Source organism: Streptomyces cyslabdanicus, assembly GCF_052663305.1.
This window is the reverse complement of sequence record NZ_JBQRUW010000045.1, coordinates 36,768-59,729: the sequence shown is the minus strand read 5'-3', so window position 1 is coordinate 59,729 and position 22,962 is coordinate 36,768. Positions and strand designations below refer to the sequence as shown.

Below are 22,962 nucleotides of genomic sequence, written 5' to 3'. Positions count from 1 at the left end.
CCCCGGCAACCCCTGGATCCCGGTGACCCTGTACTCACTGGCCCCTGCTCAGCGGCCCTCGAAGGACGGCTTCTGCTTGGCGAGGAAGGACCGCACGGCGCCGCGGTGGTCGTCGGTGGCGCCCAGACGCTCCTGGGCCACCGCCTCCCGCTCCAGGACCGCGCTCAGCCCCGCCCCGGCCGCCGCTTCCCGCAGCAACGCCTTGACCTCGCCGTACGCGGCGGTGGGCCCGGCCGCCAGCCGCCTGGCCAGCGCCAGAGCCTCGGCCGCCGCCTGCCCGTCGGGCACGACCCGGTGCACCAGCCCCATCAGCTGTGCGTCCCCGGCGTCGAGGCGGTCGCCGAGCAGCATGAGGGCGGCGGCGCGCGACGGGCCGACCGCCTGGGCAAGCGACAGGCTCAGACCGCTGTCGGCGGCCAGGCCGATTCCGGTGAACGCGGTCGAGAACCGCGCGCCCTGCGACGCCACCCGCACATCGGCGCACAGCGCGAGACCCAGTCCAGCCCCGACGCACGCGCCCTCGACCGCCACGACCACCGGCTGGGGCAGCGCGTGCAGCGCCTCCACCAGCGGGTTGTACTCGGCGCGCACCACGGCGAACGCCGACGCCGGGCCGTGTTCGAGGGCCTCGGCGTGCTCCTTGAGGTCCTGTCCGACGCAGAAGTTCCGGCCCTGGGCGGTCAGCAGCACCGCGCGGACCGGCTCGCCGTCACCCTCACCGTCACTGGCACCGGCCACCCGGCGGACGGCGGCCAGCAGCCCGGACCGCAGGGCCGCGTCGAGCGCGTTGCCCGCGGCCGGCCTGCGCAGTTCGACGATCGCGACGCCGTCCTCGACGCGGTAGCCGACACTCTGCCCCGCCGCGTCGGGCGTGGCCGCTTCCGGCGGCGTCACTGCCATGTGTAGAACCCCTGTCCCGACTTGCGGCCCAGTTCGCCCCGGGCGACCTTGTCGCGCAGCAGCTGCGGCGGGGCGAACCGCTCCCCGAGCGTGGCGTGCAGGTACTCGGCGATGGCCAGGCGGACGTCGAGTCCGACCAGGTCGGTGAGGCGCAGCGGCCCCATCGGGTGCTTGTAGCCGAGGCTCATCGCGTCGTCGATCGCCTCCGGCTCCGCCACCCCCTCCTCGACCATGCGGATCGCCTCCAGGCCGAGCGCCAGGCCGAGACGGCTGCTGGCGAAGCCGGGGGAGTCCTTGACGACGACGTCCTTCTTGCCCAGCGCGTGGGTCCAGTCCAGGGCGGCCCGTACGACCTCGGGCGAGGTGTCCGGTGCCACGACGATCTCGACCAGTTCGGAGGCGGGCACGGGGTTGAAGAAGTGCATGCCCAGGAAGCGCCCCGGCGCCTTCAGCGCCGCCGCCAGTTCGGTGACCGACAGGGAGCTGGTGTTGGTGGCCAGCACGGTCGTGTCGTCCACCGCCGCCTCGGCCGCGGCGAGCAGCCCGGCCTTCAGCGCCGCGTTCTCGGGCACGGCCTCGACGACCAGTTCGGTGCCCGGCGCCAGCCCGTCCACGGACTCCACGGTCGTGACCCGGGCGAGCACCTGCTCGGCGGGCTCGGCCAGCCGGCCGCGCTCGGCGGCCCGCCGCAGTCCGGTGGCGACCCGGTCCACGGCTGCGGCCGCGGCCTGCGCGCCGCTCTCCACGACGGTCACCGACGAGCCGGCGGCCGCGAACGACTGCGCGATGCCGGCCCCCATCCGGCCGCCGCCGATCACACCGACGACGGCGGGCACGCTCGCACTGCTCATGCCTTGCTCCTCTTCTTCTCCAGAAAACGCGTCATGCGGTCCTGCTTGTCCTGACCCTCGAAGAGCACGGCCTGCGCCAGGTCGTCGGCGACCGGGTGCGCGCCCGGCGCGTCGACGACGAGCTTCGTCAGACGCAGCGCCGTGGCCGAGGACCGCGCCATGCGGTCCAGCAGCGCGTGCGCCTCGTCCAGCAGATCCTCCGCGGGCACGACGTCGATGACCAGACCCGCGGCCAGGGCCGCCCGCGCGTCCAGGTTCCGCCCGGCCAGCAGCACCTGCTTGGCGACCGACTCGCCGACCAGCTCCGGAAGCCGCCAGCACGCCCCGGCCGCCGCCAGGATGCCGAGCCCCGGCTCCGGATTGCCGAAGACGGCGTCGGGTCCCGCGATACGGATGTCGCAGGCGTAGGACAGCTCGGCCCCGCCGCCCAGTGCCCAGCCGTCGACGGCGGCCACGGTCGGCATCGGCAGCCTGCGCACCCGTTCGAACAGGCGGCTGTTGATCCCCCGCAGCGCCTCGTCCCGGCCCCGCCGCAGCAGCTCCGCGATGTCGGCGCCGCCCGCGAACACGTTGCCGTGGCCGGTGAGCAGCAGCAGCTTCGGATCGTCCTCCAGCAGGTCGCAGACCGCGTGCAGTTCACGGATCATGAGCCCGCTGATCGCGTTGCGCGCCTCGGGGCGGTGCAGGGTCACCACGACCCGGTCCGCACGCTCCTCGACGAGCAGCGTCTCGTAGGCGTCCGCGCTCATACCCGCTCCACCAGCATCGCCACGCCCTGGCCCACGCCCACGCACAGCGTCGCCAGGCCCCGGCGGGTGTCCTCGCGCTCCAGGCGGCCGAGCAGCGTGAGCAGGATGCGGGCGCCCGAGCAGCCCAGCGGGTGGCCGAGCGCGATGGCGCCGCCGTCCGCGTTGACCCTGTCCTCGTCGAGCTTGAGCCGGCGTACGACGGCCAGCGCCTGCGCGGCGAACGCCTCGTTGAGCTCGACGGCGTCCAGGTCTGCGGTCTGCCAGCCGGCGCGGTCCAGTGCCTTCTGTGTGGCGGGAACCGGGCCGAGGCCCATGAGGTGGGGCTGCACCCCGGCCGAGGCGGAGGTGACGACGCGGGCGCGCGGGGTGAGCCCGTACCGGTCGACGGCCGCCGCGCTCGCCACGACCAGGGCCGCCGCCCCGTCGGACAGCGGGGAGGCCGAGCCCGCGGTGACGATGCCGTCCTTGCGGAAGATGGTGCGCAGGGAGCCCAGCTTCTCCAGCGTCGTCGACGGGCGCGGTCCCTCGTCGCGCTCCACCAGGCCGTCCTTCACCGGGACCGGGACGATCTCGCGGTCGAAGTGCCCGGCCTCCTGCGCGGCGACGGCCCGCTGGTGGCTGCGCAGCGCGAAGGCGTCGGAGTCGGCGCGGGTGATGCCGTCGAGGGCGGCGACCTCCTCGGCCGTCTCGCCCATCGACAAGGTCGTTTTCACCGTGTCCGGACCCGCCCCGGCGGGCACCGCGCGGTCGGCGGCCGCGAAGCGCGGGTTGGTGAAGCGCCAGCCCAGGGACGTGTCGTGCACCTCGCCCGGCTTGGCCCACGGGGTGCCCGGCTTCGCCATCACCCACGGGGCCCGGGTCATCGACTCCACGCCGCCCGCCACGATCAGGTCGGCCTCACCGGACCGGATCGCCTGGGCCGCCGAGGCGACCGCGGTCAGGCCCGAGGCGCACAGCCGGTTGACGGTGTAGCCGGGCACGGTGTGCGGGAGCCCGGCGAGCAGCACGGCCATGCGCGCCACGTCGCGGTTGTCCTCACCGGCCTGGTTGGCGGCGCCCAGGATCACCTCGTCCACGGCCTCGGCCGGGATCGCGGCACGGCGGACGGCCTCACCGACCACCAGCGCCGCCAGGTCGTCGGGGCGTACGGAGGCCAGGGCGCCGCCGTAGCGGCCCTGCGGGGTGCGGGCCCCGTCGATCAGATAGACCTCGTCAGGCATGGGTGCTCTCCTCGGTGGCGACGGGGCGGCGCGACTGGAGCGTCGCGAAGCGGCCGGTGACGAACGCGGGGTCGGACAGGGTGGCGCTGGCCGCGGGGTTGGCTGCACTGCCGTGGAAGTCGCTGAACGCGGCGGACTGGTTGACGAAGACCTGGCCGGTGAGGTTCTCCGACAGGTGCACCCCGGCGTCCAGGGCCGCCGACTCGGCGGCGGCGAGGACCTCCTCGCTCGTGGAGTGCACGGCGGCGGTCAGCGCGCCGTGGGCGCGTACCGTCTCACGGAAGATCCGCAGGCTGTGCTCGGTGGAGTCGGTGGCGATGACGAACGAGACGGGCCCGAACCACTCGCGGGTGTACGTCTCTTCGTCCGCCTCCGCGTCCAGGCGCGCCACCAGCGGCGTACGGACGGTGGCCCTCGGGTGGTCGGGGTGCTCCACCGGCTGCGAGGCGTGCACCGTGGTGCCCACCGCCGCCGCCTTCTCCAGCCGGTCCAGCACGCCGTCGTTGACGATGGCGCCCAGCGTGCCGGCCGCCCGGGCCGGGTCGCCGAGCAGCTTGTCCAGCGCGGTCCCCAGATCGGCGGCGAACTCGTCGGCGCTCCTGACGCCCTGGTCGGTGGCGATGCCGGCGCGGGGGATCAGCAGGTTCTGCGGGGTGGTGCACATCTGCCCGCTGTACAGGGACAGCGAGAACGCGAGGTTGCCCAGCAACCCCCGGTAGTCGTCGGTGGAGTCCAGGACGACCGTGTTCAGACCCGCCTTCTCGGTGTACACGGCGGCCTGGCGGGCGTTGGTCTCGAGCCAGTCGCCGAACTCCGTGGAGCCGGTGAAGTCGATGAGGCGCACGTCCGGGTGGAGCGCGAGGAAGCCCGCGGTCCGCTCCCCGGGTTCCTCGGCGGCCAGGATCACGAGATCGGGGTGGAAGCCGGCCTCGCTCAGGACCTCGCGGGCGGTGCGCACGGTGAGCGCCAGCGGCAGCACGGCGCCCGGGTGCGGCTTGACGACCACGGGGTTGCCGGTGACCAGGCTGGCGAACAGGCCCGGATAGCCGTTCCAGGTGGGGAAGGTGTTGCAGGCGATCAGCAGCGAGACTCCGCGTCCGACCGGCGTGAACTTCTTGTCCATCACCAGCGCCCCGCCCTTGCGCTGGGGCTTGGTCCAGCGCGCCGAGCGCGGGTGCCGCTTCTGCTCCGCCCAGGCGTAGGCGACGGCCTCCAGGCCGCGGTCCTGCGCGTGCGGGCCGCCCGCCTGGAACGCCATGACGAAGGCCTGTCCGGTGGTGTGCTGCACGGCGTGCGCGTTCTCGAAGCTCGCGGCGTTCAGCCGGGCCAGGATCTCGACGGCGACGCCGGCGCGTACATCGGGGTCCGCCTCGCGCCACGGACCCGTGGCGGCCTTGGCGGCGGCCACCGCCTCCTCGGGCGCGACGTGGGGGTAGCCGATGTCGAGCGCAAAGCCGTAGGGGGAGGTCTCGGCGGCCCGCACGGTCCCCTCACCGGGGTGCCCGGGCAGCTCGAACTGCTTGCCCAGCTGGTCCCGGAAGGCGGCCTCACCGAGCTTCGGTGCCTCCTCTCCGTACACCGACTTGCTGGGCGACTCCGGGTACGGAGTCCAGTGGTCCCGGCTCCCGGTGGCCGCGACCGCCGTCTCCAGCAGTTCTCGGTGGCGGGCGAAGAAGTCGACAGGCTCGGGAGTGGTGTGGGGCATGCGGTCCACCTCTTGACAGGCAGTGGTGATGCTTGATTACTTGGCTTTGCCGACGCTAACCGAATGTTCGGTCGGTACACAAGGTGGTGAAAAACGTGACGCAGGCCACGGACGTGGATCGCGGTCCGGTGGAGACGATGTTCGCCGCGGACCTGGCTTCCCGGAATCTCGGCATCGAACTGACGCACCACGGCGAGGGGATCGCCGAGGTGCGGATGACCGTGACGCCGGCGATGGTCAACGGGCACGGGATCGCCCACGGCGGCTTTCTCTTCCTGCTCGCCGACACGGCGTTCGCCTGCGCCTGCAACAGTCACGGCCCCGTGACGGTCGCGGCAGCGGCCGACATCGTCTTCGTCGCCCCCGCCCATGAGGGCGACGTCCTTGTGGCGACCGCCTGCGAGCGCACCCGGTACGGCCGCAGCGGGATCTACGACGTGAGCGTCCGGCGCATCGACGACAGCCCGCGCGAAGCGCGGTCCGCCGAGGACGGTGGCGGGAGTCGGGAGGGCGAGGTGATCGCGGAGTTCCGCGGGCGCAGCCGCAGCCTACGAAGCGAGAAGACGAAGGAGTCGCCATGAGCAGCGAAGTCACGGCCCCGGTGGGACAGGGGCCCCGGCTGGGACAGCCCCTCCCGGACGAGCTGCTGGACAGCGGCGAGCGCCTGACCCGCGACGAGCTCCGTGAGCTGCAGCTCAGCCGTCTGAAGGCGACGCTGCGGCACGCCTACGACAACGTCGAGCTGTACCGCAGGAAGTTCGACGAGGCCGGCGTGACGCCCGACGACTGCCGCTCCCTCGAGGACCTGGCCCGCTTCCCCTTCACGACCAAGGCCGACCTGCGCGACACCTACCCCTTCGGGATGTTCGCCGTCCCCATGTCCGAGGTCCGGCGCATCCACGCCTCCAGTGGCACCACCGGCCGCCCCACCGTGGTCGGCTACACCGACAACGACCTGTCGACCTGGGCCGACCTCATCGCCCGCTCCATCCGCGCGGCGGGTGGCCGGCGCGGCCACAAGGTCCACGTCTCCTACGGCTACGGCCTGTTCACCGGCGGCCTCGGCGCGCATTACGGAGCCGAGCGGGCCGGTTGCACCGTGATCCCCGCGTCCGGCGGCATGACCGCGCGCCAGGTGCAGATCATCCGGGACTTCGAGCCCGAGATCATCATGGTCACGCCCTCCTACATGCTGACCCTGCTCGACGAGTTCGAGCGGCAGGGCGTGGACCCGCGCACCAGTTCCCTGAAGGTCGGCATCTTCGGCGCCGAGCCCTGGACGGAGGCGATGCGCCGCGAGATCGAGGAGCGCATGGACATCCACGCCGTCGACATCTACGGCCTGTCGGAGGTCATGGGCCCGGGTGTGGCGCAGGAGTGCGTGGAGACCAAGGACGGACTGCACGTCTGGGAGGACCACTTCTGTCCCGAGGTCGTCGACCCGATCACCGGTGACGTGCTGCCCGACGGCGAGAGCGGCGAACTGGTCTTCACCTCGCTGACGAAGGAAGCCCTGCCGATCATCCGCTACCGCACGCGTGACCTCACCCGCCTGCTGCCCGGCACCGCACGCCCGGCCTTCCGCCGCATCGAGAAGATCACCGGCCGCAGCGACGACATGATCATCCTGCGGGGTGTGAACGTCTTCCCGAGCCAGATCGAGGAGGTCGTGCTGCGCGTGCCCGACGTCGCCCCGCACTTCCAGATCCAGCTGACCCGGCGCGGCCGCATGGACCACATGACGGTCCACATCGAGGCCCGCCCCGGCGCCGGCCCGGAGCAGCGCGAGACGGCCGCCAGGGCGATCACCAAGGGCGTGAAGGACTCGGTCGGCATCAGCGTCGAGGTGCGCGTGGTCGACCCGGAGAGCCTGGAGCGCTCGGTGGGCAAGATCCGCCGGGTCCGTGATCTGCGCAAGGGGTGAGCACCGGCCCTGACCGCAGCGGGCCGGTGCTCACCGGCCGCGGCGTGACGGTCAGGGCGCCGGATTCTGCCCGAGACGGGCGCCGACGGGTGTATCCCGGGCGGTGTCGCGCAGCGCGACGGTCCGGGCGAGCCCGAAGCCGGTGCCGAGGGCGGGCCAGGTCGCCGCGTGGCGACCTGGCACCCCAACACTTCCCCGCCTGAGCGGGAGCCCTCACGCCTCGACGGGACCGTCGGACTGGAGCCGGCCGCCGATCGCCCAGTTGTCCGTCGACACATCGCGCAGCACGATCCAGACGCCGTCCGGTGGGCAATCGCAGGTCTCGACGAAGGCGTCAGTGAGGCGCTGGACGAGGGCCCGCTTTTGCTCCACGGTGCGGCCTTCACGCATGTCCACGGTGATCATCGGCATGGGTGTGCTCCTTCCGGTACGAGTGGCTGGTACATGCCGCTGGGGCGCGTCGCGGGTCTGGGCCCGCCTGCGTGGGCCGCTGGTGTGCGCCGCGACGCCTCCGAGTCTGCCGATTCGACGGTTAAACGTCCATGTAGGTTTTTCACGCGAATTGCTAAGGTTCGCTTTTGTGTTGGAGATGCGCAGGCTTCGCCTGCTCCACATCCTCGCCTGCTACGGCACCGTCTCTGCCACCGCCGAGGCGCTTCATCTGACTGCTCCCGCCGTCTCCCAGCAGCTCACCGCGCTGGAACGGGAAGTCGGCACCCGTCTCCTCGAACGGGACGGCCGCAAACTGAGGCTGACCGAGGCCGGGCGGGTGCTGGTGGCCCACGCCGAGGTGATGCTGGACCAGATGGCGGCTGCCGAGGCGGACCTTGTCGCGCTACGAGCCGAGGTCTCCGGCACGGTCCGGATCGCCGCCTTCCCATCCGCGATGGCCGCGCTGCTCCCCCGAGCCTGGACGGGACTCACGGCGCGCCACGGCACCCGTCTGAATCTGCGCCTGACCGAGATGGATCCGTCGGACGGCCTGACCGCGCTGCGCCGCGGCGAGGTGGAGCTCACCATCGCGCACACCTACGACTTCCTGCCCGCGGCGCTGCCCCCGGGGTGCGAGCGCCACGAGCTTGCCACCGACCCGATGGTGGTCGCCCTGCCCGGTGCGACAGGGGCTCACGAAGGCGTGGAGGTCGCTGAACCAGCCGACCTGGCCACATTCGCCGACCGCGCCTGGATCAGTGCCCCGCATCGCACGACCTGCTTCGAGATGTCCCAACGCGCGTGCGGCAATGCGGGGTTCGTCCCACGGATCATCGCTGAGTGCGGGGACTTCCCGGCCGTCCTGGCCATGGTGGCGGCCGGAATCGGCGTGGCACTGGTGCCCCGGATGGCGGTACGCCACATTGTTTCAGGCGTGGTGCTCCACCCGCTCACCGTGCCCGTGACCCGCTCGGTCTTTGCCGCGACCCGTCGCAGTGGCACCCAGCATCCCGCCGTCCGGGTCGTCCTGGACGAGCTGTTGGCTGCCACAGCCACAGCCACAGCCACAGCCACAGCCACAGCCACAGTCACAGCCGCAGTCGAGCCGACCGAATCCCGAGTCACGGGCGGGCCGGGCTACCACCTCCCCTAGGCGTGTCCGGTGTGGGCCCTGGCGGCTCAGTTCCGGGCGGTGCGCATGGCCTGGAATCGGGCCGAGCTCGGGGTCGGCGGCGATGGTGTTGAGTGCGGAGGAGCGGGCCTCGCTGTAGGTGGCGCGCGCGGCCTGTCAGGTAGTTGCGAGGAGGACGCTCGTAGAGGTAGCGGCGGTTGCGGCGGCTTGACCCGGCAACCGCATGGGGTGTCTTGTCGCCACCGACGTGGTCCGGCCGGGTGCCGGGGTGCCCGCCGCCGAGCCGGCCGACCCGGATGCGTCGCGGGGCCGGCCGGACTGGAGGGCAGGGTCCCCGGTTCGCACAGGCAAAGGGTTGAGGTTCACGTGTCGTCGCTCGCGCGCCGCGCACGGAATGCCGCTGCTTTGACCCGGTTCTGGCAGGCCGTCGAGCAGAACTGGCGCCCGGCGTTGCGGGAGATGTCCACATAGACCCGGTCGCAGCGCGGTGCTGCGCAGACCCCGAGGCGCCCGGCACAGTCCCCGCCGAGGGCCATGGCGAGGCCGGTGGCGCAGCCGGCGCTCCAACCGACGGCATAGGAATCGTCGGCGCCGTGGAAGTGGACCTGCCACGGCTCTCCGGGAGCCCGGTCGAGTTGGGGGCGGGCGCCGGTCTCACGCAGCAGCGCGTTGAGGGCGGGGGCCGCATCGTCGAGGTTGTCGGCGGCCACGGCCTCGAACACGGTACGCAGGGCGCGGGCGGTGTCGGCCAAGCGGTCGGCCTCGCCGAGTTCCAGGTCTGTCCCGGCGGAGAGTGCCACGCGGACCGCGCCGACCCGCTCGGCGCCCTCGGGGGCGACGTAGGGACGACCGCGCGCCTCGCCGTCGGTCAGCGCGTTGACGAGCGCCACCGAAGCGTCAAGCAGAGCCCTCATGTGACTGTCGAACAGCACTTGACCAGTTACCTTTCCCTTGCCTACGGTACCCGTCACTGACATTACACACTTCACCAGTGACAGGAGGTGCCGTGCTGCGCCCGGAACCGCTGCCCCGCACCGTCCGCCTGCTGCTGCTCGCCCGGGTCGTGAACCAACTCGGGGCCTTTTCGCTTCCCTTTCTCACCGCGCTGATCTGCACCGACTATGGGGCGAGCCTGACCACCGCCGGGCTGGTCAGCGCCGTCTTCGGGCTCGCGACGATCCCCTCGCGACTGGCCGGGGGAGGGCTGGCCGACCGGATCGGCCCGCGTACGACCATCGTGCTCGGGCTCTGCGGATGCGCCGTGGCTCAGCTGGCGATCGCGGCCTCCTCGTCGCTCACGTGCGCGGTCGCCGGGGCTGTGGTGCTCGGGCTGGCCTTCGAGCTCTACGAGCCGCCGAGCCAGGCGATCATCGGCGGGTCCGTGCCCGAGCCACAACGGGTGCGCGCGTTCAGCTTGTTCAGCGCCGCGCTCGCGGCGGGCGGCATGGGCGCCGGACTGCTCGCCGCCCTGCTGGGGCGCTGGGACCTGCGCTGGCTCTTCGTCAGCGACGCCGCGAGCTGCCTGGCCTGTGCGCTGCTGATCGGTCTGGCCCTTCCCCGCGACCGTCCGGCTCCGCCCGCAGTGAAACAGGACGACACCGCCGTGCGACCGTTGCGGGACCGGAGGCTGCTGGGCGTTCTGGCCACCGGAACCGCCTACGCCCTGATCAATCAGCAGACCGTGATGACCCTGCCGCTCGCGCTTGCGCGGCAGGGCCTGCCCGCCGCCGACGCCGGGCTGTTGTTCACCGCCGCCGCAGCCACCACCGTGCTCGCCCAGCCGCTGATCCGGCTTCCCTGGACGAGCCGGCTCACGACGCCCGCCGCGCTCGCCCTCGCCCATCTCCTCCTGGCCGCAGGGCTGGCCGGCTACGCCCTCTCCCGCACCCTGCCCACGCTGCTCGCCTCGGCGGCTGTGTGGAGTCTCGGCGACCTCCTGGTCATGGGTCGCGTCTACGCACTCGTCACCGACCTCGCGCCGCCCGGCGGAAGCGGCCGTTACCTGGCCGTCTTCGGTACCAGCTGGGGTATCGCCGCGACGCTCGCTCCCCTCCTCGGTACCCAGCTGCTGGCCGGCGCGGGAACGACCACGCTGTGGTCCACGATGGCCGCGCTCTGCCTGCTGCTCGCCGCGCTCCACCTCCGGGTGACGCCGCAGTCACCCAGTCTCTGCAATGGCGCGGGACCGGTGCGCCGCAGGGTTTCGGGCGCCGCGTAGGGGCGGTCCGCCCGGTTCGCGGACCGGCGCTGCCTGACAGAAACGCGGGAGATGATCAGTCAGATGCCGGCCGATCGGGCCAGACGGTGCTGGGAAGGCGTTTCGGCGTAGGTGAAAGTCGTTTGCCGGCCTGGATGCCGCGTGGGTAGCGTCGCCGCCCGTGACCCCAACTCTGCGCACCGAGCGGCTGCTGCTGGAGCCGTATGTTTCTGAGGACGAAGAGGACTTCGTCGCCCTGTTCCAGGACACCAGGGTGTCGCGGTGGATGGGTGACGGCCCTGCTTCCGAAGCAGCAGACCGGGCCCTGTTCGGGCGGATCTTCACGAAGGTCTACGCCCGGGAACTGTTCGATGTCTGGGCTGTCCGTCGGGACGGACTCCTGGTCGGGCATGCCGAGATCAAGCCGACCGACGTCGTCGCAGGCCACGAGATCATCTACGCTCTGGCCCCGGCGGCATGGGGGTTCGGCCTGGGGACCGAGGTGGCAGAGGCGATCGTCGCCCATGGCTTCGACACCCTCGGGCTGACCGAGGTCTACGCCACCGTAGCCGCACCGAACAAGGCCTCGCTGGCCCTGCTGGACGGAATCGGTTTCGAGCATGTCCGGGACATCACAGAGGACGACGGCAGCACCATCCGCGTGTTGGTCCGTCATCTGACCGCGAGCGAGCCGTGATGAGCGGCCCGGCGCGGCCCGTGCTGAGCCCCGGCCCCGCTCGGCGCGGACCGCCCGGCAGTCCGCGCGAGCGCCCAGGGGTGTCTCAGCACCGCACCGGTTTGCGCCACGAGCACTCCAGGTCCCCGTTGCTCTCCGTGCTCCGGAGGGCCTTCGGCCGCACTGTCAGCGCCCGGTTCTCGTCGGACGAGGCGAGGGTGACCACGATGGCGTCCTCGATGCTCTCGACGGAGCCGACGAGATAGTTGTTGAGGACGACGCTGTAGACCAGTTCGCGTCCGCCCGCGTCGGTGACGTAACCCGACAGGGCCGACACGCCCGTCAACGACCCCGTCTTGCCACGTGCGTTGAGCGCGGCCGGCGTGCCGCACAGACGCGAGCGCAACGTACCGCCGACGAAGCGGTCCGGGTCACAGGCCACCGGGAGGGCCCGGTACCAGTCGGCGTACCAGGGCTCGGTGCGCACCGACAGGAGCAGCTTGGCGAGCTGGTCCGCGGGGACGCTGTCCATCCGGGACAGCCCGGAACCGTCGACCTGGCGCAGCTTGCCCGGGTCGACGCCGACGCGCTTCAGGTAGCCGCTGATGCCGCTGAGGCCCGCATCCCAGGTGCCGCGCCCGGAGGTCTCGTAGCCGATCGCCTTGGTCAGTGCCTCGGCGTGCATGTTGTTGGACAGCTTCAGGAACGGGATCAGCAACTCCTTGAGGGGCATGGACTCGTGTGTGGCGAGCCTGTGCGCGCCCTGGGGGGTCGCCTCGCCGAGTCGGGTCGCCCCGGTGACGCGCACACCGTGCGCGGCCAGCGCGTCGCGGAAGACGTCCGCGGCGTAGCCGGTGGGCTCCCAGACGCTGACCCACTCCTTGGCGGTGGCGCCGCCGACAGGCAGGGTGCCGCTGATGGTGACGGTGTTGGTGCCGTGCTGCCGCTCGACGGTGAGGTCGCTCGGGCCGCCCCGGTCGACGGTGGTCGCGCGCACGTCGAGGTGGACGTAGTGATTGGCCGGGGTGACGGCGGCCCGCGGCCGGTCGCCGGGCTTGTCTCCCGGCTCCGCCTGCACGATGACCGTGCCGGTGTCGTAGTCGGTGTCGGGGGCGACGCTCAGCGCGGAGGTCTGCGCCGAGTAGTACGAGGATTCGTCGTCGGAGGCCCAGGAGCGGCCGAGCCGTTGGTCGTCGAAGCGGGTGTCGTCGGCGACCAGGCGCCCGGTGACGCGCCGCACCCCCGAGTCGGCGAGCGCGGCGGCGAGCCGGTCGTAGTCCTCGGCGAGCAGGGTCGGATCGCCGGTGCCGCGCAGATACAGGTCGCCGTTGAGCACAGAGCCGTGCCGGGCACCGGTCGACAGGACGTCGGTGGTGAAGCGGTGGCCGGGGCCGAGCAGCGCCATGGCCGCGGCCGAGGTGAGCAACTTGGTGTTGGAGGCGGGCATGAGCCGCCCGCTCGGCAGATGCTGGTAAAGGACCGCGCCGGTCGTCGCGTCGGCGACGACGACGCTCGCGGCGCCGCCGTCCATGCGAGCGTCGCCGAGGATCGTGTCGATGGCCTCCGGCAGCCCGGTCCGGTCACCGTCCGCGCTCGCGGGCGAGCTCCAGCTGAACGTCGCCGCGGCCACGGCGGCGACGGCGGGCCAGATCCAGTGGCGCATACCGGTGGTGCGTCTCACGGGTCTCCTCATGTCACAGGAGCATCCCGGATCCCGGGCGACGGCAACAGACCCCCGTGGGTGCGGCCGGGTGCTCAGCCCTTGTGCTTGCCCATTTTGCCCACGGCGTCCTGTGCCTTGTCGACGACGGTGTCGATCGTGCCGCTGTGCTTGCCGCCGGTCTTGCCGTCGATGAAGTCGCCCACCTTCTCCAGGCCGTCGGAGATCTTGTCGCCGTGGGCTTCGGCGATGCCCTCGACCTTGCCCTTCAGGCTCTTCAGCTGGTCGAACATGCGCGTGCCACTCCTCTACGGGGCTGTAGTAGTCGGGCTCCATGATCTCATGACGCGGGCCCGGCACCTCGTCGTGAGGTACTGGGGCGACAGGGGCGCGGGACCAGATGCACGACCGCACCCGCTGCGGAAGGATCGGTACTGGGGTGGCCACGCGCTGTGCGCGCGGCTCACCCGACCGGTGACTCGGCGCGTCCGAGTCGGGGGTAACGCCCGTTCCGGCGTTCCTACTGGAGCACTCCCATGTTGACGAACCGCATTCTGTTCCGTCCCTCCCGTGGCACGGAACCGGTGGGGCCGCAGGCCGCCGCGGTCACGGTGACCGTCGCCGACTGCGGTCTGCTGCTCATCAGGCTCACCTTCGGGCTGCTGATGGCCGGGCACGGCGCGCAGAAACTGTTCGGGCTCTTCGGGGGGCGCGGCCTGACCGCGACGGGGCAGGGGTTCGCCGCTCTTGGCTACCGCCCGGGACGGCTGTTCGCCGCGATCGGTGGTCTGTCGGAGTTCCTGGGCGGCCTCGGTCTCGCCTGCGGGCTGCTGACCCCGCTCGCGGCCGCCGCCCTGATCGGAGTCATGATCAACGCGATGGCGACCGTCACCGGCGCCCAGGGTCTGTGGGAGGCGGAGGGCGGTGTGGAGTACAACGTGTGCATCGCCGTCGTCGCCCTCGGGATCGCCGCCCTCGGCCCGGGCCGGCTGGCCGTCGACCGGTTCTTCCGATGGGGCTCGGGTGGCTGGAGGGAGGCGGCCGTCGCCCTGGGCCTGGGCGGCGCGGCCGCCGCGATCACGCTCAGTCTCTTACCCGCGGCGCCGGGACCGGCCGAAGACCCCGCGGTTCGTGGAACCGTGCGGGTCCGGGGCCGGCTGAGCGCCGTGGTCCGACGACCGGTGGGACGTCATCGCCCGCCCTGACACGACCAGTCCATGTGACCGGGCAGAATGGGGTGATCACCAACTCCCGGGAGACGAACGACCCATGGAATTCCGCGATGACGTGGATCTTGATGCTTCTCAGGTCGAGGACAGGGGCAGCGGCGGCGGGGGCCTTCCGGGAGGCGGGCTCACCATCGGCGGCGGCGTCATCGGCGTCGTCGTGGTGGTCGTCGCACTGCTCCTGGGCGTCAACCCGGCGGGGCTCCTGAGTGGCGGCGGCTCGAACTCCGCCACCCGGCAGCAGGGAGAGGACCTGGTCGCGAAGTGCCAGAAGGGCAGCGACGCCAACCAGTCGGAGAAATGCCGTGTGGTGGGCGTGGTCAACAGTATCCAGCGCTACTGGCAGGGCGCTCTTCCCGAGCACTACCAGCAGTCCTACACCAAGGCCGGAACCGACCTGGTCTCCGGCACGTGGAACACGGGGTGCGGCCGGGCCGGCTCCGCCATGGGCCCGTTCTACTGCCCGGCCGACCACCGTGTCTATCTCGACCTCGGTTTCTTCCGTGAACTGGAGGACAGGTTCGGCGCCAAGGGCGGCCCCTTCGCGCAGGCGTACGTCATCGGCCACGAGTACGGGCATCACGTACAGAACCTGCTGGGCACCATGAACCGCGTCGGCCGGGACCGCACGGGAGCCGACAGCGGCTCGGTCCGGCTGGAGCTCCAGGCCGACTGCTACGCCGGGGTCTGGACCGAGAACGCCGTCACCACCGGCTTCTTCGAGAAGCCGTTCACCGACTCCGACATCCGCGAAGCCCTCGGCGCCGCGGAGGCCGTCGGCGACGACCGCATCCAGGAACGCACCCAGGGCCGCGTCGACCCGGAGGGATGGACCCACGGCAGCTCGCAGCAGCGGGTCCACTGGTTCACCGTCGGGTACACCACGGGCTCTCCGGCCCAGTGCGACACCTTCTCCGGCGCCATCTGACGACGCGAAGGCGAAGGCCCCGGCCGGGTTCCCTCCCGGCCGGGGCCTTCGCCGTACGTACGGGCATCGCCGTCAGCGCCGGTCCAGCAGGAACGCGAACACCGCCTGGCGACCCCTGTCGTCGGCCGCCCGGCTCTGCACCGAGTGCGCCGCACCCGGCACCACCACGACCTGGGCCCGCGGCGTCAGCCTCTTCTGGTCGTGGAGCCATTCCAGCGGGGTCGACAGGTCCCGGTCACCGCCGAGCAGCAGGACCGGCACGCCCGGCAGCCTGCGGTGCTCCGGCGGCAGCGGCGGCACCGGCGTGCGCGGCCAGTGCAGACAGCTCAGCATCGAACCGAGGCCGGTCGCCGTGGCGGAGTCGAAGGGGCCGTAGTCGGCCGGTGTCAGCTCCGCACCGGCCTTCCCCAGCGCCTCCCGGCGTCCGGCTGACGGAGCGTCCGCCCTGCCCCAGGGGTAACGCCCGTCCAGGCACAGCGTGGCGGCGTGCAGCCCCTGGCTGAGCTCCTCGGCGCTCGCCGCGCTTCCCTCCCGCACGCCCGCGATCAGGCCCCGCAGCGGTCCGGGGTCGCCGTTCGCCGCCGAGTGCAGCGCGTCGATCACCGCCGTGTAGTCCGGGTCCACGAACTCCCAGGTGGTCAGGGCGTCCATCACGTCGATGCCGTTGCCGTACCGGGTGATCACCTCGGCCAGGTCGGCCGCCGGGTCCGTGGTGCAGCCCGTCGCCCGGCAGGCCGCCGCCAGCACGCGCGGCGCGGCGCGCAGGGCGGCGCGGTCCATCGGGTCGTAACCGGTCTGCGGCACCACCGAGTCCAGGACCAGCCGGGCCACGTGCTGCGGATGGGCCAGGGCGTACCGTTCCGCGGTGTACGTGCCGTACGACACGCCGTCGAGCGTCATCGTGCGCACGCCCAGGGCCCGGCGCAGCAGGTCCAGGTCCGCGACCGTGTCACCGGTGCTGTAGAAGCGGCGGTTGGCGCCGATGGCGGCGGCGCAGTCCGTCACCGCCCGGGCCGTGGGCGGGGTCAGGTCGGACGACCCCATCTCCTGCTGCAACCGCGGGCACCGCAACGCGGCGTCGCCGGTGCCGCGTTGGTCGATCATGACGAGCCGGTAGTCCTTCAGAACCGGCGTCAGCTTCTCGCGCAGCTGGCCGACGAACGGCACGCCCGGCTGGCCCGGACCGCCGGTCAGGAAGAGCAGTACCCCCTTGGGGGCGTTGACGTTGTCCGCCATCGCGACCTTCAGGCCCAGCCGGCCCGGCACACCGCCGCTGTGGTCGAGCGGGACGGTCAGGGTGGCGCAGGTGAAACCCTTCAGCCCCGAGCAGGCCGCGGCGCCGGAGAGTCCCCCGTTCCCCCCGGCCGGCGCCGCGTCCGACCGGTCCTGTGCCGCGGACGTGCACGTCCCCGACAGCGTCAGCAGGCTGACGGCGGCCAGTACGGCCGCACCCCGCCTCCCGGGTCTCCCGTTCCCGCGCCCGCCGGGGACCTTCCGCATCCCCCGCCAACCCCTGATCCCTCGCCAACTCCGCATCCCCCGCACCCCCGTGTCGTCGGCCCGTGTCGTCGGCATCTCCGCCGTGCCCCGTCTCCTCCGCATCCCCGTTTCCTCCCACATCCCGGTGTCCGGCCTACGGCGCTGCACCAGCCTGCGCCCAACAGCCCCGCCGGCGCGAGGTTCCGTGCGAGAAATCGGAGCCGGCGCCCGGCGACGGACACCGATCCGTGGGTCGCGCGCCCGGCGTCGCGCGACCGTGGTGGGGATGCCGCCTGTCGTATCCGGGGATGTCACCGGTCGTTCGCACCGTGTTGGTGGCGACGGCCCAGCATGGGCGCCGCTCGAACATGCTTTGAACGGACGGACGGCAGGAGTTCGGACATGGGCCACGGCCACAGTCATGCCCACGGGCATCACCACCACCACGACCACGGGCACGGCACGGACGGCGGATCCCTGCCTCCGGCGCTCGATCTCGAGGTCCCCGACGCGGAGTTGACGCCCGACCAGCTGTCCCGCCGGTCCATGCTGCGCCGTACCGGGCTGCTCGGCGCCGGACTGGCGGCGGGCAGTGTGCTCGCCGGTGCCGGACAGGCGGCCGCGTCCCAGTCCCAGGGCGACCAGGGCCAGAACCAGAACCAGAACCAGCAGTCCTCGCAGTCCGCCCGCTCCGGGGGATACGTGTGGCTGTCCGGCGACCACCACATCCACACCCAGTACAGCTCCGACGGCAAGTACCGGGTCGTCGACCACGTGCGCCAGGCCAACGCGCACGGCCTGGACTGGATGGTCATCACCGACCACGGCAGCGAAGCACACGCCAAGATCGGTGTGGAGAAGGTCAACCCCGACATCGTCGCCGCCCGGGGGCAGATCACCGACACGCTGGTCTTCCAGGGGCTGGAGTGGAACATCCCGGCCGCCGAGCACGGCACCGTCTTCGTCCACCCCGGCTCGAACGAGGTGGCCGTGCTGAAGGAGTTCGAGAACTCCTTCGACGGGGTGGTGAAGAGCGCCACCGCGAACAACTCCGCCAACGAGGCGCTCGCCATCGCGGGCGTCGACTTCCTCGCCGATCAGGTCAAGCGCCGCAAGGTCAAGGACGCCCTGTTCCTGGCCAACCACCCGGCCCGCAAGGGCATCGACTCCCCGCACGAGATCCGCGCCTGGCGCGACGCGCAGCCGACGATCGCCGTCGGCATGGAGGGCGCCCCCGGCCACCAGGCCGCGGGCCTGCCCGCGCCGGGCGGCCCCGGCTCGGGCCGGGGTTACTACGACGGCAGCCCCGGCGCCGACTCCTTCTCCGGCTACCCGCTGGAGAGCTACCGCACCTGGGGCGGCTTCGACTGGATGACCGCGACCGTGGGCGGTCTGTGGGACAGCCTGCTGGCCGAGGGCAAGCCCTGGTGGATCACCGCCAACTCCGACTCCCACAGCGTCTACGCCGACTCCTCCGTCCGCGGGCCGGGCAGCGACTTCGACGCCAACGGCCGCTACGACGACCCCGTCCACGGCGGCGCGCTGAACCTGGGCGACGGCGACTTCTGGCCCGGCCAGTACTCCCGCACGCACGTCGGTGCCGCCTCCTTCTCCTACCAGGCGGTCATGGACGGCATCCGCGCCGGCCGCGTCTGGGTCGACCACGGCGGGCTGATCAGCGGCCTCGACGCGCAACTGCGTTCCGGCGGCAAGTCCGTCACCCTCGGCGACGCACTGCACGTCCGCCGCGGCAGCCAGGTCGACCTGGTCGTCGAGATCAGCCTCGCAGGCGGCCCGAACTGGGCGCAGTTCGTGCCGAAGCTGGCCCGGGTCGACGTGATCCAGGGCGACGTCACCGGCCGCGTCTCCGACAAGGACGCGTTCATCACCCCGGACACCAAGGTCGTCAAGTCCTTCGAGGTGAACAAGTCCACCGGCTCGGTGCGGCTGACGTACTCCCTCGGCCGTGTGGACAAGCCGGTGTACGTGCGGCTGCGCGGCACCGACGGCAACCGCACGGCGGTCGGCCTGCGCGGTGCCGCCGTGGACCCGGCCGGACCGGCGATGGACGTGCTCGGCGACGCCGACCCGTGGAAGGACCTGTGGTTCTACTCCAACCCGATGTGGGTCCTGCCCGCATGACCGGTACAACGGGCCGGCCCGGCGTCCCCACCGTGATCGGTGTGGACGCCGGGTCGGCGGACCTGCGCGGCGCCGACCACCTCGCCCAGGACCTGGTGGCGCGGCTCGGCCTGCCGGACGCCACCGTCGCCTGCACGCACCCGGTCCGCGGCGGCGAACGACCGCACCTGGCCGTCTCCCTGGCACTGCCGGACGCGGACACCGCTTCGTCGGTGTGGCACCGGCTCGTCACCCTCCTCGCGGCCGAGGACCGGCCACCGTCCGGCGCCGCCCTCGGCGTCCTGAGGCACGGCCCGGCCGCCTACGCGGACGGCGCCGCCCTGGCGGCGGCCGAGCAGCACACCCGCGAACAGGGACGTGCCGTCGTCTACCCCGGCGTGGGGCACCTCGTCGGCACGGTCCCGCTGCGCTTCCTCCTCCAGAACTCCGCGATCGACCGGGTCACCGTCGTCGGCGCTCCGTCCGGCTCCGGCGGCGGCCCGGATCCGGACACCCCGGTGACGACGCGCGACCATGTGCGCCCCCTGTGGCAGGACGGACAGCTCGTGCTGCCGCTCGTGCCCGCCGCGGGCGGCCTCCTCGCCCCCTTCGAGGTGCCCGACCCCACGCCCTGCTGCGCCGATCACGGCTGACGGCGGGCCCGGTCGGCGGCACGCGCCGGAAGAAGTCCTTCCGCCTCGCGGTCCCACCAGGTCACAACGGGTCCGCGGGGCAGTAGGGTCCAATCCGTCGAGCCCCGTGTCGTGGTCGAAGGAGGGGCAACCGTGGATCTCGAGGCGCTTCGTTCCTTCCTGGCCGTGGCCAAGCACCGCAGTATCTCCAAGGCGGCCGCCGACTCGTACGTCTCGCAGCCGGCGATGAGCCAGCGGCTGCGGCGGCTGGAGGACAGCCTCGGTTTCGCGTTGTTCGAACGGGGGTGGAAGGGCGCGGTGCTGACTCCGCAGGGCGCCTACTTCCTGCCGTACGCCGCCCAGCTCATCCGGGACCTGTCCAACGCCTCCGCGGTCCTGGGGAAGAAGGACCCGTCCCGGCCGCGGAGCTTCGCCGAGGTGGCCGGCCATCCGCACAAGGTCGTGTTCGGGGTGGACAACTGGCTGTCGGAGCGGTCCGTGCGGGCCGTGGTGAGCAGCGCGCTGGACATGTACGGGGCGGACGAGTTCCGGGTGACCAGCCGGCCGGCCACGACGGTGATCGACCTGCTGGAACTCAACCAGCTGGACGCCGGACTCTTCTACTCCACGGAAGCGGACCACCCCTTTCACACCGAGGTCGTCGGCATCGAGGACATGGCGCTCGTCCATCCGCCGGGGACGGTCCTGGAGGAGGTCAGCGCCCCCGCCGTGAAGGAGCTGCTGTCCCGCTACCGGTTCGTGCTGTTCGACAATCCGGTGCTGACCCACCATGCGAGGATCACGACCACGCTGATCGAGACGTACGAGATCTCCCGCTTCCATGTGGTGGACGACTACCGGACCATGCACGCGCTGATCCGCCTGGGGGAGTGCATCACCGTGGTCCCGGCCGGTGTCGTCCTCGGCGACCGGGGGCAGCGGGCGACGGACCTTCCCTCGGCCCGGCTCCCCGGACTGCTTCCGCGGATCAACGTCACGGTGGGAATCAGCGACGCGGGCCGGGACCACGGGGTGACCGGGGCCTTCGCGGCGTCCGTCGCGCGGTTCCTCGAGGAGGACCCGCCCGGCGCCCCGAACGAGAGGCCCTAGTGCCGCGACGGGGCAAACGTTGCCTGTCGCGGCACTAGCTGCCCGGGACCGGATGACACGCGTCGGCACGCGGGCCGTCCGGTTCCCGGGCAGGCCCTCGGCTCGTGCCGGGGCGCGTGCCGGTCAGCCGGCCGCGGCCGTCGTGACGGGGGCGGCCTCGTGGCCGGTGCGGCCGGTCTTCTTCGGCGCCGTCTCCTGGAGGAAGGAGGCGGCCACCACGCACAGGAGCAGTCCGCCGAGTGCCAGGTAGAGCACGGTGTGGATGCCGTGGTGCTGGGCCAGGTAACCGGCGACGGACGGGGCCACGCCACCGCCGAAGATCTCCGCGACACCCATGACGGTGCCGGCCGCGGCCGCCATCAGACCGGCGGGGACGGACTCCACGGTCACGGTTCCGGCGAGCAGGGCCAGGCATCCGTTGGCTCCGAAGGCGACGAAGAAGAGCAGCAGGAACAGCAGCGGCACGACCGGCCCCTGGAGGATGAAGCCGACCAGCATGCACATCGCCATCAGCAGCGCGACGACGACCACGGGCTTGCGGCCGAACCGGTCGGACAGCCCCGGGATGACCAGCTGGCCCGCGAACGCGCCGAACCCGATGCCGGAGGCGATGACGCCCATCTGGCTGGTCCCGATGCCCTGGTGGTCGACCAGATAGCTCGGCACCATGGCGCTCAGCACGAAGATGCACGTCATCGCGCCGCACAGGGCGAGCATCGCCAGCCGGATGTTCCGGTAGCGGAAGAGGTCCAGCCAGCGGGTCCGGTCCTGGGAGACGGGGGAGACGGCGGATTCGAAGGCCGGCAGCTGGTGCGGCTCGCGAATGGTCCGGAGGATGAACCAGGCCAGGACCAGTCCGGGGATCAGCATGAGACCGAAGACCCAGTGCCAGCTGGGCAGGATCCGCAGCAACTGGGTGGCGATGATCGGGCCCAGGCCGACACCGAACAGGGCGAAGGTGCTCTGCTGCATGCCCATGTTCAGTCCGCGGCGCTCCGGCCGGGACGCCTCCGCCGTGGCGGCCACCGCGGTCGGGGTGAAGGCGCCCTCGGTGACGCCCATGACGATCCGCACCAGCAGAAGGCTGACGAGTCCGCCGACGAGCCCGGTCAGCAGTGAGCAGACCGAGAAGAACACGATCGAGCCGACCAGGATCCTGCGCCGGCCCAGCCGGTCGGAGAGGCCGCCGATGAGAAGGGAGGAACATCCCCAGGCCAGACCGAGAACACCGATGATGTTGCCCAGGTCCTGGTAGTCGAGCCCGAGTTCCTTCATCATCGAGGGGAAAAGCGGGCTGATGATCCAGCGGTCCAGGCCGACGAGACCGAATCCGAGGGAGAGCAGCACGACGGCCGAGCGTTCGTAGCGGACGTCGTATTCTCTGGGCTTCATGCCGCTCTCCCCTCACGGTTCGCGCGGATTTCCGCGACCAGTTCCGCGGTGGTGAGCACACGGCCGAAGAACGTTCCGATCGTCCTCTCCGTGGCCGCCTGCGCCTCCTCGCTGAGCGCCCCGGTGGCGTCACCCACGAAGGCCACCTTGAAGTCCCGCATGTAGGCACCGCGTGCGGTGGAGTCGCAGCAGACCTCGGTGAGGGTGCCGATGATGATCACGGTGTCCACCTCACGCAGGCCGGAGATGCTGGTCAGCACGTTCTCCAGCCGAGTGTTGTGGAAGGCGTCGTAGCGGTGCTTGACCACGACGACGTCGTCGGCCTCCGGCTTCAGGTCGTCGACGACCTGCGCACCGAAACTTCCCTCGCGCATGCCCGCGCTCAGCAGCGCCGGGTTGTAGGTGGATTCCAGCGGAGACACATTGAATGTGTCCAGCAGAATGTGCTGGGTGTAGACGACCGGAATACCGGCCGTCCGGCACTCGGCGACGACCTCCTGCATCCGGGGTATCCGGTGGCGTGCCATCGGCACTTCCATCGGATACCCCTCGAGAACAAAGTCGTTCTGCATGTCGATCACGAGCAGAGCCGTCTTCTGCGGATTCACGCGCCACATCGCGTTCAACG

At 71.8% G+C, this 22,962-nt stretch carries 22 protein-coding genes and 1 pseudogene; 10 read left to right on the top strand and 13 right to left on the bottom strand.

Annotation, left to right across the window (positions count from 1 at the left end; genetic code table 11):
• Positions 1-48: 48 nt before the first annotated feature.
• Genes ACTYVM_RS26600 through paaN form a run of 5 tightly spaced genes read right to left on the bottom strand, consistent with a single transcriptional unit; the run spans position 49 to position 5,425 of the window.
• Positions 49-900 (bottom strand): enoyl-CoA hydratase/isomerase family protein, encoded by an 852-nt coding sequence (locus ACTYVM_RS26600; protein WP_445528384.1) that lies wholly within the window; start codon positions 898-900, stop codon positions 49-51.
• Positions 891-1,751, bottom strand: a complete 861-nt coding sequence (locus ACTYVM_RS26595; RefSeq protein ID WP_400035830.1) for a 3-hydroxyacyl-CoA dehydrogenase family protein — start codon at positions 1,749-1,751, stop codon at positions 891-893. Before ACTYVM_RS26595 ends, ACTYVM_RS26600 begins: the two co-directional genes overlap by 10 nt.
• The gene (locus ACTYVM_RS26590) at positions 1,748-2,500 is read right to left on the bottom strand and encodes an enoyl-CoA hydratase/isomerase family protein (RefSeq protein WP_445528383.1); all 753 of its coding nucleotides are present in this window, start codon (positions 2,498-2,500) and stop codon (positions 1,748-1,750) included. Before ACTYVM_RS26590 ends, ACTYVM_RS26595 begins: the two co-directional genes overlap by 4 nt.
• Positions 2,497-3,720 carry a thiolase family protein gene (locus ACTYVM_RS26585; RefSeq protein ID WP_445528382.1) on the bottom strand — a complete coding sequence of 408 codons (1,224 nt, stop codon included), beginning with the start codon at positions 3,718-3,720 and terminating at the stop codon, positions 2,497-2,499. Before ACTYVM_RS26585 ends, ACTYVM_RS26590 begins: the two co-directional genes overlap by 4 nt.
• Positions 3,713-5,425, bottom strand: coding sequence for a phenylacetic acid degradation protein PaaN (gene paaN, locus ACTYVM_RS26580; RefSeq protein WP_445528381.1), 1,713 nt, complete (start codon positions 5,423-5,425; stop codon positions 3,713-3,715). Before paaN ends, ACTYVM_RS26585 begins: the two co-directional genes overlap by 8 nt.
• Before the next feature lie 95 nt (positions 5,426-5,520).
• Here paaN and paaI point away from each other — a divergent pair, with 95 nt between their 5' ends.
• The gene (gene paaI / locus ACTYVM_RS26575; protein ID WP_445528380.1) at positions 5,521-6,006 is read left to right on the top strand and encodes a hydroxyphenylacetyl-CoA thioesterase PaaI; all 486 of its coding nucleotides are present in this window, start codon (positions 5,521-5,523) and stop codon (positions 6,004-6,006) included.
• A complete protein-coding gene (paaK, locus tag ACTYVM_RS26570) occupies positions 6,003-7,349 on the top strand; it encodes a phenylacetate--CoA ligase PaaK (RefSeq protein WP_445528379.1) in 1,347 nt (448 codons plus the stop codon). The genes paaI and paaK overlap by 4 nt, the downstream gene beginning before the upstream one ends.
• Before the next feature lie 51 nt (positions 7,350-7,400).
• Here the strand turns inward: paaK and ACTYVM_RS26565 are convergent, their stop codons facing one another.
• Positions 7,401-7,532 (bottom strand): hypothetical protein, encoded by a 132-nt coding sequence (locus ACTYVM_RS26565; protein ID WP_445528378.1) that lies wholly within the window; start codon positions 7,530-7,532, stop codon positions 7,401-7,403.
• A gap of 30 nt (positions 7,533-7,562) precedes the next feature.
• On the bottom strand, positions 7,563-7,760 hold the full coding sequence (gene thmT, locus ACTYVM_RS26560) for a 2-hydroxymuconate tautomerase (protein WP_445528377.1): 198 nt from the start codon (positions 7,758-7,760) through the stop codon (positions 7,563-7,565).
• Between thmT and ACTYVM_RS26555 the strand changes: the two genes are divergently transcribed.
• Positions 7,738-8,934, top strand: coding sequence for a LysR family transcriptional regulator (locus ACTYVM_RS26555; protein WP_445528376.1), 1,197 nt, complete (start codon positions 7,738-7,740; stop codon positions 8,932-8,934). The genes thmT and ACTYVM_RS26555 overlap by 23 nt on opposite strands.
• A 341-nt stretch (positions 8,935-9,275) precedes the next feature.
• On the opposite strand, the gene ACTYVM_RS26550 is transcribed toward ACTYVM_RS26555, so the two are convergent.
• A complete protein-coding gene (locus ACTYVM_RS26550) occupies positions 9,276-9,827 on the bottom strand; it encodes a CGNR zinc finger domain-containing protein (protein WP_445528375.1) in 552 nt (183 codons plus the stop codon).
• 77 nt (positions 9,828-9,904) lie between these two features.
• Here ACTYVM_RS26550 and ACTYVM_RS26545 point away from each other — a divergent pair, with 77 nt between their 5' ends.
• Positions 9,905-11,131 carry an MFS transporter gene (locus ACTYVM_RS26545; protein WP_445528374.1) on the top strand — a complete coding sequence of 409 codons (1,227 nt, stop codon included), beginning with the start codon at positions 9,905-9,907 and terminating at the stop codon, positions 11,129-11,131.
• 160 nt (positions 11,132-11,291) lie between these two features.
• Positions 11,292-11,807: a GNAT family N-acetyltransferase gene (locus tag ACTYVM_RS26540; RefSeq protein WP_445528373.1), complete on the top strand. Its 516-nt coding sequence runs from the start codon at positions 11,292-11,294 to the stop codon at positions 11,805-11,807.
• A gap of 85 nt (positions 11,808-11,892) precedes the next feature.
• On the opposite strand, the gene dacB is transcribed toward ACTYVM_RS26540, so the two are convergent.
• Positions 11,893-13,479 carry a D-alanyl-D-alanine carboxypeptidase/D-alanyl-D-alanine endopeptidase gene (gene dacB, locus ACTYVM_RS26535; protein ID WP_445528372.1) on the bottom strand — a complete coding sequence of 529 codons (1,587 nt, stop codon included), beginning with the start codon at positions 13,477-13,479 and terminating at the stop codon, positions 11,893-11,895.
• Between the two features lie 62 nt (positions 13,480-13,541).
• A complete protein-coding gene (locus ACTYVM_RS26530; RefSeq protein WP_445528371.1) occupies positions 13,542-13,739 on the bottom strand; it encodes an antitoxin in 198 nt (65 codons plus the stop codon).
• A gap of 243 nt (positions 13,740-13,982) precedes the next feature.
• Here ACTYVM_RS26530 and ACTYVM_RS26525 point away from each other — a divergent pair.
• Positions 13,983-14,537 (top strand): annotated as a pseudogene (locus ACTYVM_RS26525) (DoxX family protein); the annotation flags it as partial.
• A 178-nt stretch (positions 14,538-14,715) separates the two neighbouring features.
• Positions 14,716-15,600: a KPN_02809 family neutral zinc metallopeptidase gene (ypfJ, locus tag ACTYVM_RS26520; protein ID WP_445528370.1), complete on the top strand. Its 885-nt coding sequence runs from the start codon at positions 14,716-14,718 to the stop codon at positions 15,598-15,600.
• A 72-nt stretch (positions 15,601-15,672) separates the two neighbouring features.
• Here ypfJ and ACTYVM_RS26515 read toward each other — a convergent pair whose 3' ends face one another.
• Positions 15,673-17,100 (bottom strand): alpha/beta hydrolase, encoded by a 1,428-nt coding sequence (locus ACTYVM_RS26515; protein ID WP_445528369.1) that lies wholly within the window; start codon positions 17,098-17,100, stop codon positions 15,673-15,675.
• Positions 17,101-17,481: 381 nt separating this feature from the next.
• Between ACTYVM_RS26515 and ACTYVM_RS26510 the strand changes: the two genes are divergently transcribed.
• The 3 genes from ACTYVM_RS26510 to ACTYVM_RS26500 all read left to right on the top strand — a co-directional run bounded on the left by ACTYVM_RS26510 (position 17,482) and on the right by ACTYVM_RS26500 (position 20,942).
• Positions 17,482-19,221: a PHP domain-containing protein gene (locus tag ACTYVM_RS26510; protein ID WP_445528368.1), complete on the top strand. Its 1,740-nt coding sequence runs from the start codon at positions 17,482-17,484 to the stop codon at positions 19,219-19,221.
• The gene (locus ACTYVM_RS26505) at positions 19,218-19,853 is read left to right on the top strand and encodes a hypothetical protein (RefSeq protein WP_445528367.1); all 636 of its coding nucleotides are present in this window, start codon (positions 19,218-19,220) and stop codon (positions 19,851-19,853) included. Before ACTYVM_RS26510 ends, ACTYVM_RS26505 begins: the two co-directional genes overlap by 4 nt.
• A 132-nt stretch (positions 19,854-19,985) precedes the next feature.
• The gene (locus ACTYVM_RS26500; RefSeq protein WP_445528366.1) at positions 19,986-20,942 is read left to right on the top strand and encodes a LysR family transcriptional regulator; all 957 of its coding nucleotides are present in this window, start codon (positions 19,986-19,988) and stop codon (positions 20,940-20,942) included.
• Between the two features lie 123 nt (positions 20,943-21,065).
• On the opposite strand, the gene ACTYVM_RS26495 is transcribed toward ACTYVM_RS26500, so the two are convergent.
• The gene (locus ACTYVM_RS26495; RefSeq protein WP_445528365.1) at positions 21,066-22,334 is read right to left on the bottom strand and encodes an MFS transporter; all 1,269 of its coding nucleotides are present in this window, start codon (positions 22,332-22,334) and stop codon (positions 21,066-21,068) included.
• Complete coding sequence (locus ACTYVM_RS26490; RefSeq protein ID WP_445528444.1) at positions 22,331-22,951, bottom strand: isochorismatase family protein; 621 nt, start codon at positions 22,949-22,951, stop codon at positions 22,331-22,333. Before ACTYVM_RS26490 ends, ACTYVM_RS26495 begins: the two co-directional genes overlap by 4 nt.
• Positions 22,952-22,962 lie beyond the last annotated feature (11 nt).

Excerpts from the sequence above, each read along its gene's own strand:
- ACTYVM_RS26595 (WP_400035830.1), bottom strand. The coding sequence starts at position 1,751 with ATGAGCAGTGCGAGCGTGCCCGCCGTCGTCGGTGTGATCGGCGGCGGC.
- ACTYVM_RS26515 (WP_445528369.1), bottom strand. The coding sequence starts at position 17,100 with ATGCGGAAGGTCCCCGGCGGGCGCGGGAACGGGAGACCCGGGAGGCGG.
- ACTYVM_RS26550 (WP_445528375.1), bottom strand. The coding sequence starts at position 9,827 with ATGAGGGCTCTGCTTGACGCTTCGGTGGCGCTCGTCAACGCGCTGACC.
- ACTYVM_RS26590 (WP_445528383.1), bottom strand. The coding sequence starts at position 2,500 with ATGAGCGCGGACGCCTACGAGACGCTGCTCGTCGAGGAGCGTGCGGAC.
- ACTYVM_RS26505 (WP_445528367.1), top strand. The coding sequence starts at position 19,218 with ATGACCGGTACAACGGGCCGGCCCGGCGTCCCCACCGTGATCGGTGTG.
- ACTYVM_RS26530 (WP_445528371.1), bottom strand. The coding sequence starts at position 13,739 with ATGTTCGACCAGCTGAAGAGCCTGAAGGGCAAGGTCGAGGGCATCGCC.
- ypfJ (WP_445528370.1), top strand. The coding sequence starts at position 14,716 with ATGGAATTCCGCGATGACGTGGATCTTGATGCTTCTCAGGTCGAGGAC.
- thmT (WP_445528377.1), bottom strand. The coding sequence starts at position 7,760 with ATGCCGATGATCACCGTGGACATGCGTGAAGGCCGCACCGTGGAGCAA.
- paaN (WP_445528381.1), bottom strand. The coding sequence starts at position 5,425 with ATGCCCCACACCACTCCCGAGCCTGTCGACTTCTTCGCCCGCCACCGA.
- ACTYVM_RS26600 (WP_445528384.1), bottom strand. The coding sequence starts at position 900 with ATGGCAGTGACGCCGCCGGAAGCGGCCACGCCCGACGCGGCGGGGCAG.
- ACTYVM_RS26510 (WP_445528368.1), top strand. The coding sequence starts at position 17,482 with ATGGGCCACGGCCACAGTCATGCCCACGGGCATCACCACCACCACGAC.
- ACTYVM_RS26585 (WP_445528382.1), bottom strand. The coding sequence starts at position 3,720 with ATGCCTGACGAGGTCTATCTGATCGACGGGGCCCGCACCCCGCAGGGC.
- dacB (WP_445528372.1), bottom strand. The coding sequence starts at position 13,479 with ATGAGGAGACCCGTGAGACGCACCACCGGTATGCGCCACTGGATCTGG.
- paaK (WP_445528379.1), top strand. The coding sequence starts at position 6,003 with ATGAGCAGCGAAGTCACGGCCCCGGTGGGACAGGGGCCCCGGCTGGGA.
- ACTYVM_RS26490 (WP_445528444.1), bottom strand. The coding sequence starts at position 22,951 with ATGTGGCGCGTGAATCCGCAGAAGACGGCTCTGCTCGTGATCGACATG.
- ACTYVM_RS26555 (WP_445528376.1), top strand. The coding sequence starts at position 7,738 with ATGTCCACGGTGATCATCGGCATGGGTGTGCTCCTTCCGGTACGAGTG.
- ACTYVM_RS26495 (WP_445528365.1), bottom strand. The coding sequence starts at position 22,334 with ATGAAGCCCAGAGAATACGACGTCCGCTACGAACGCTCGGCCGTCGTG.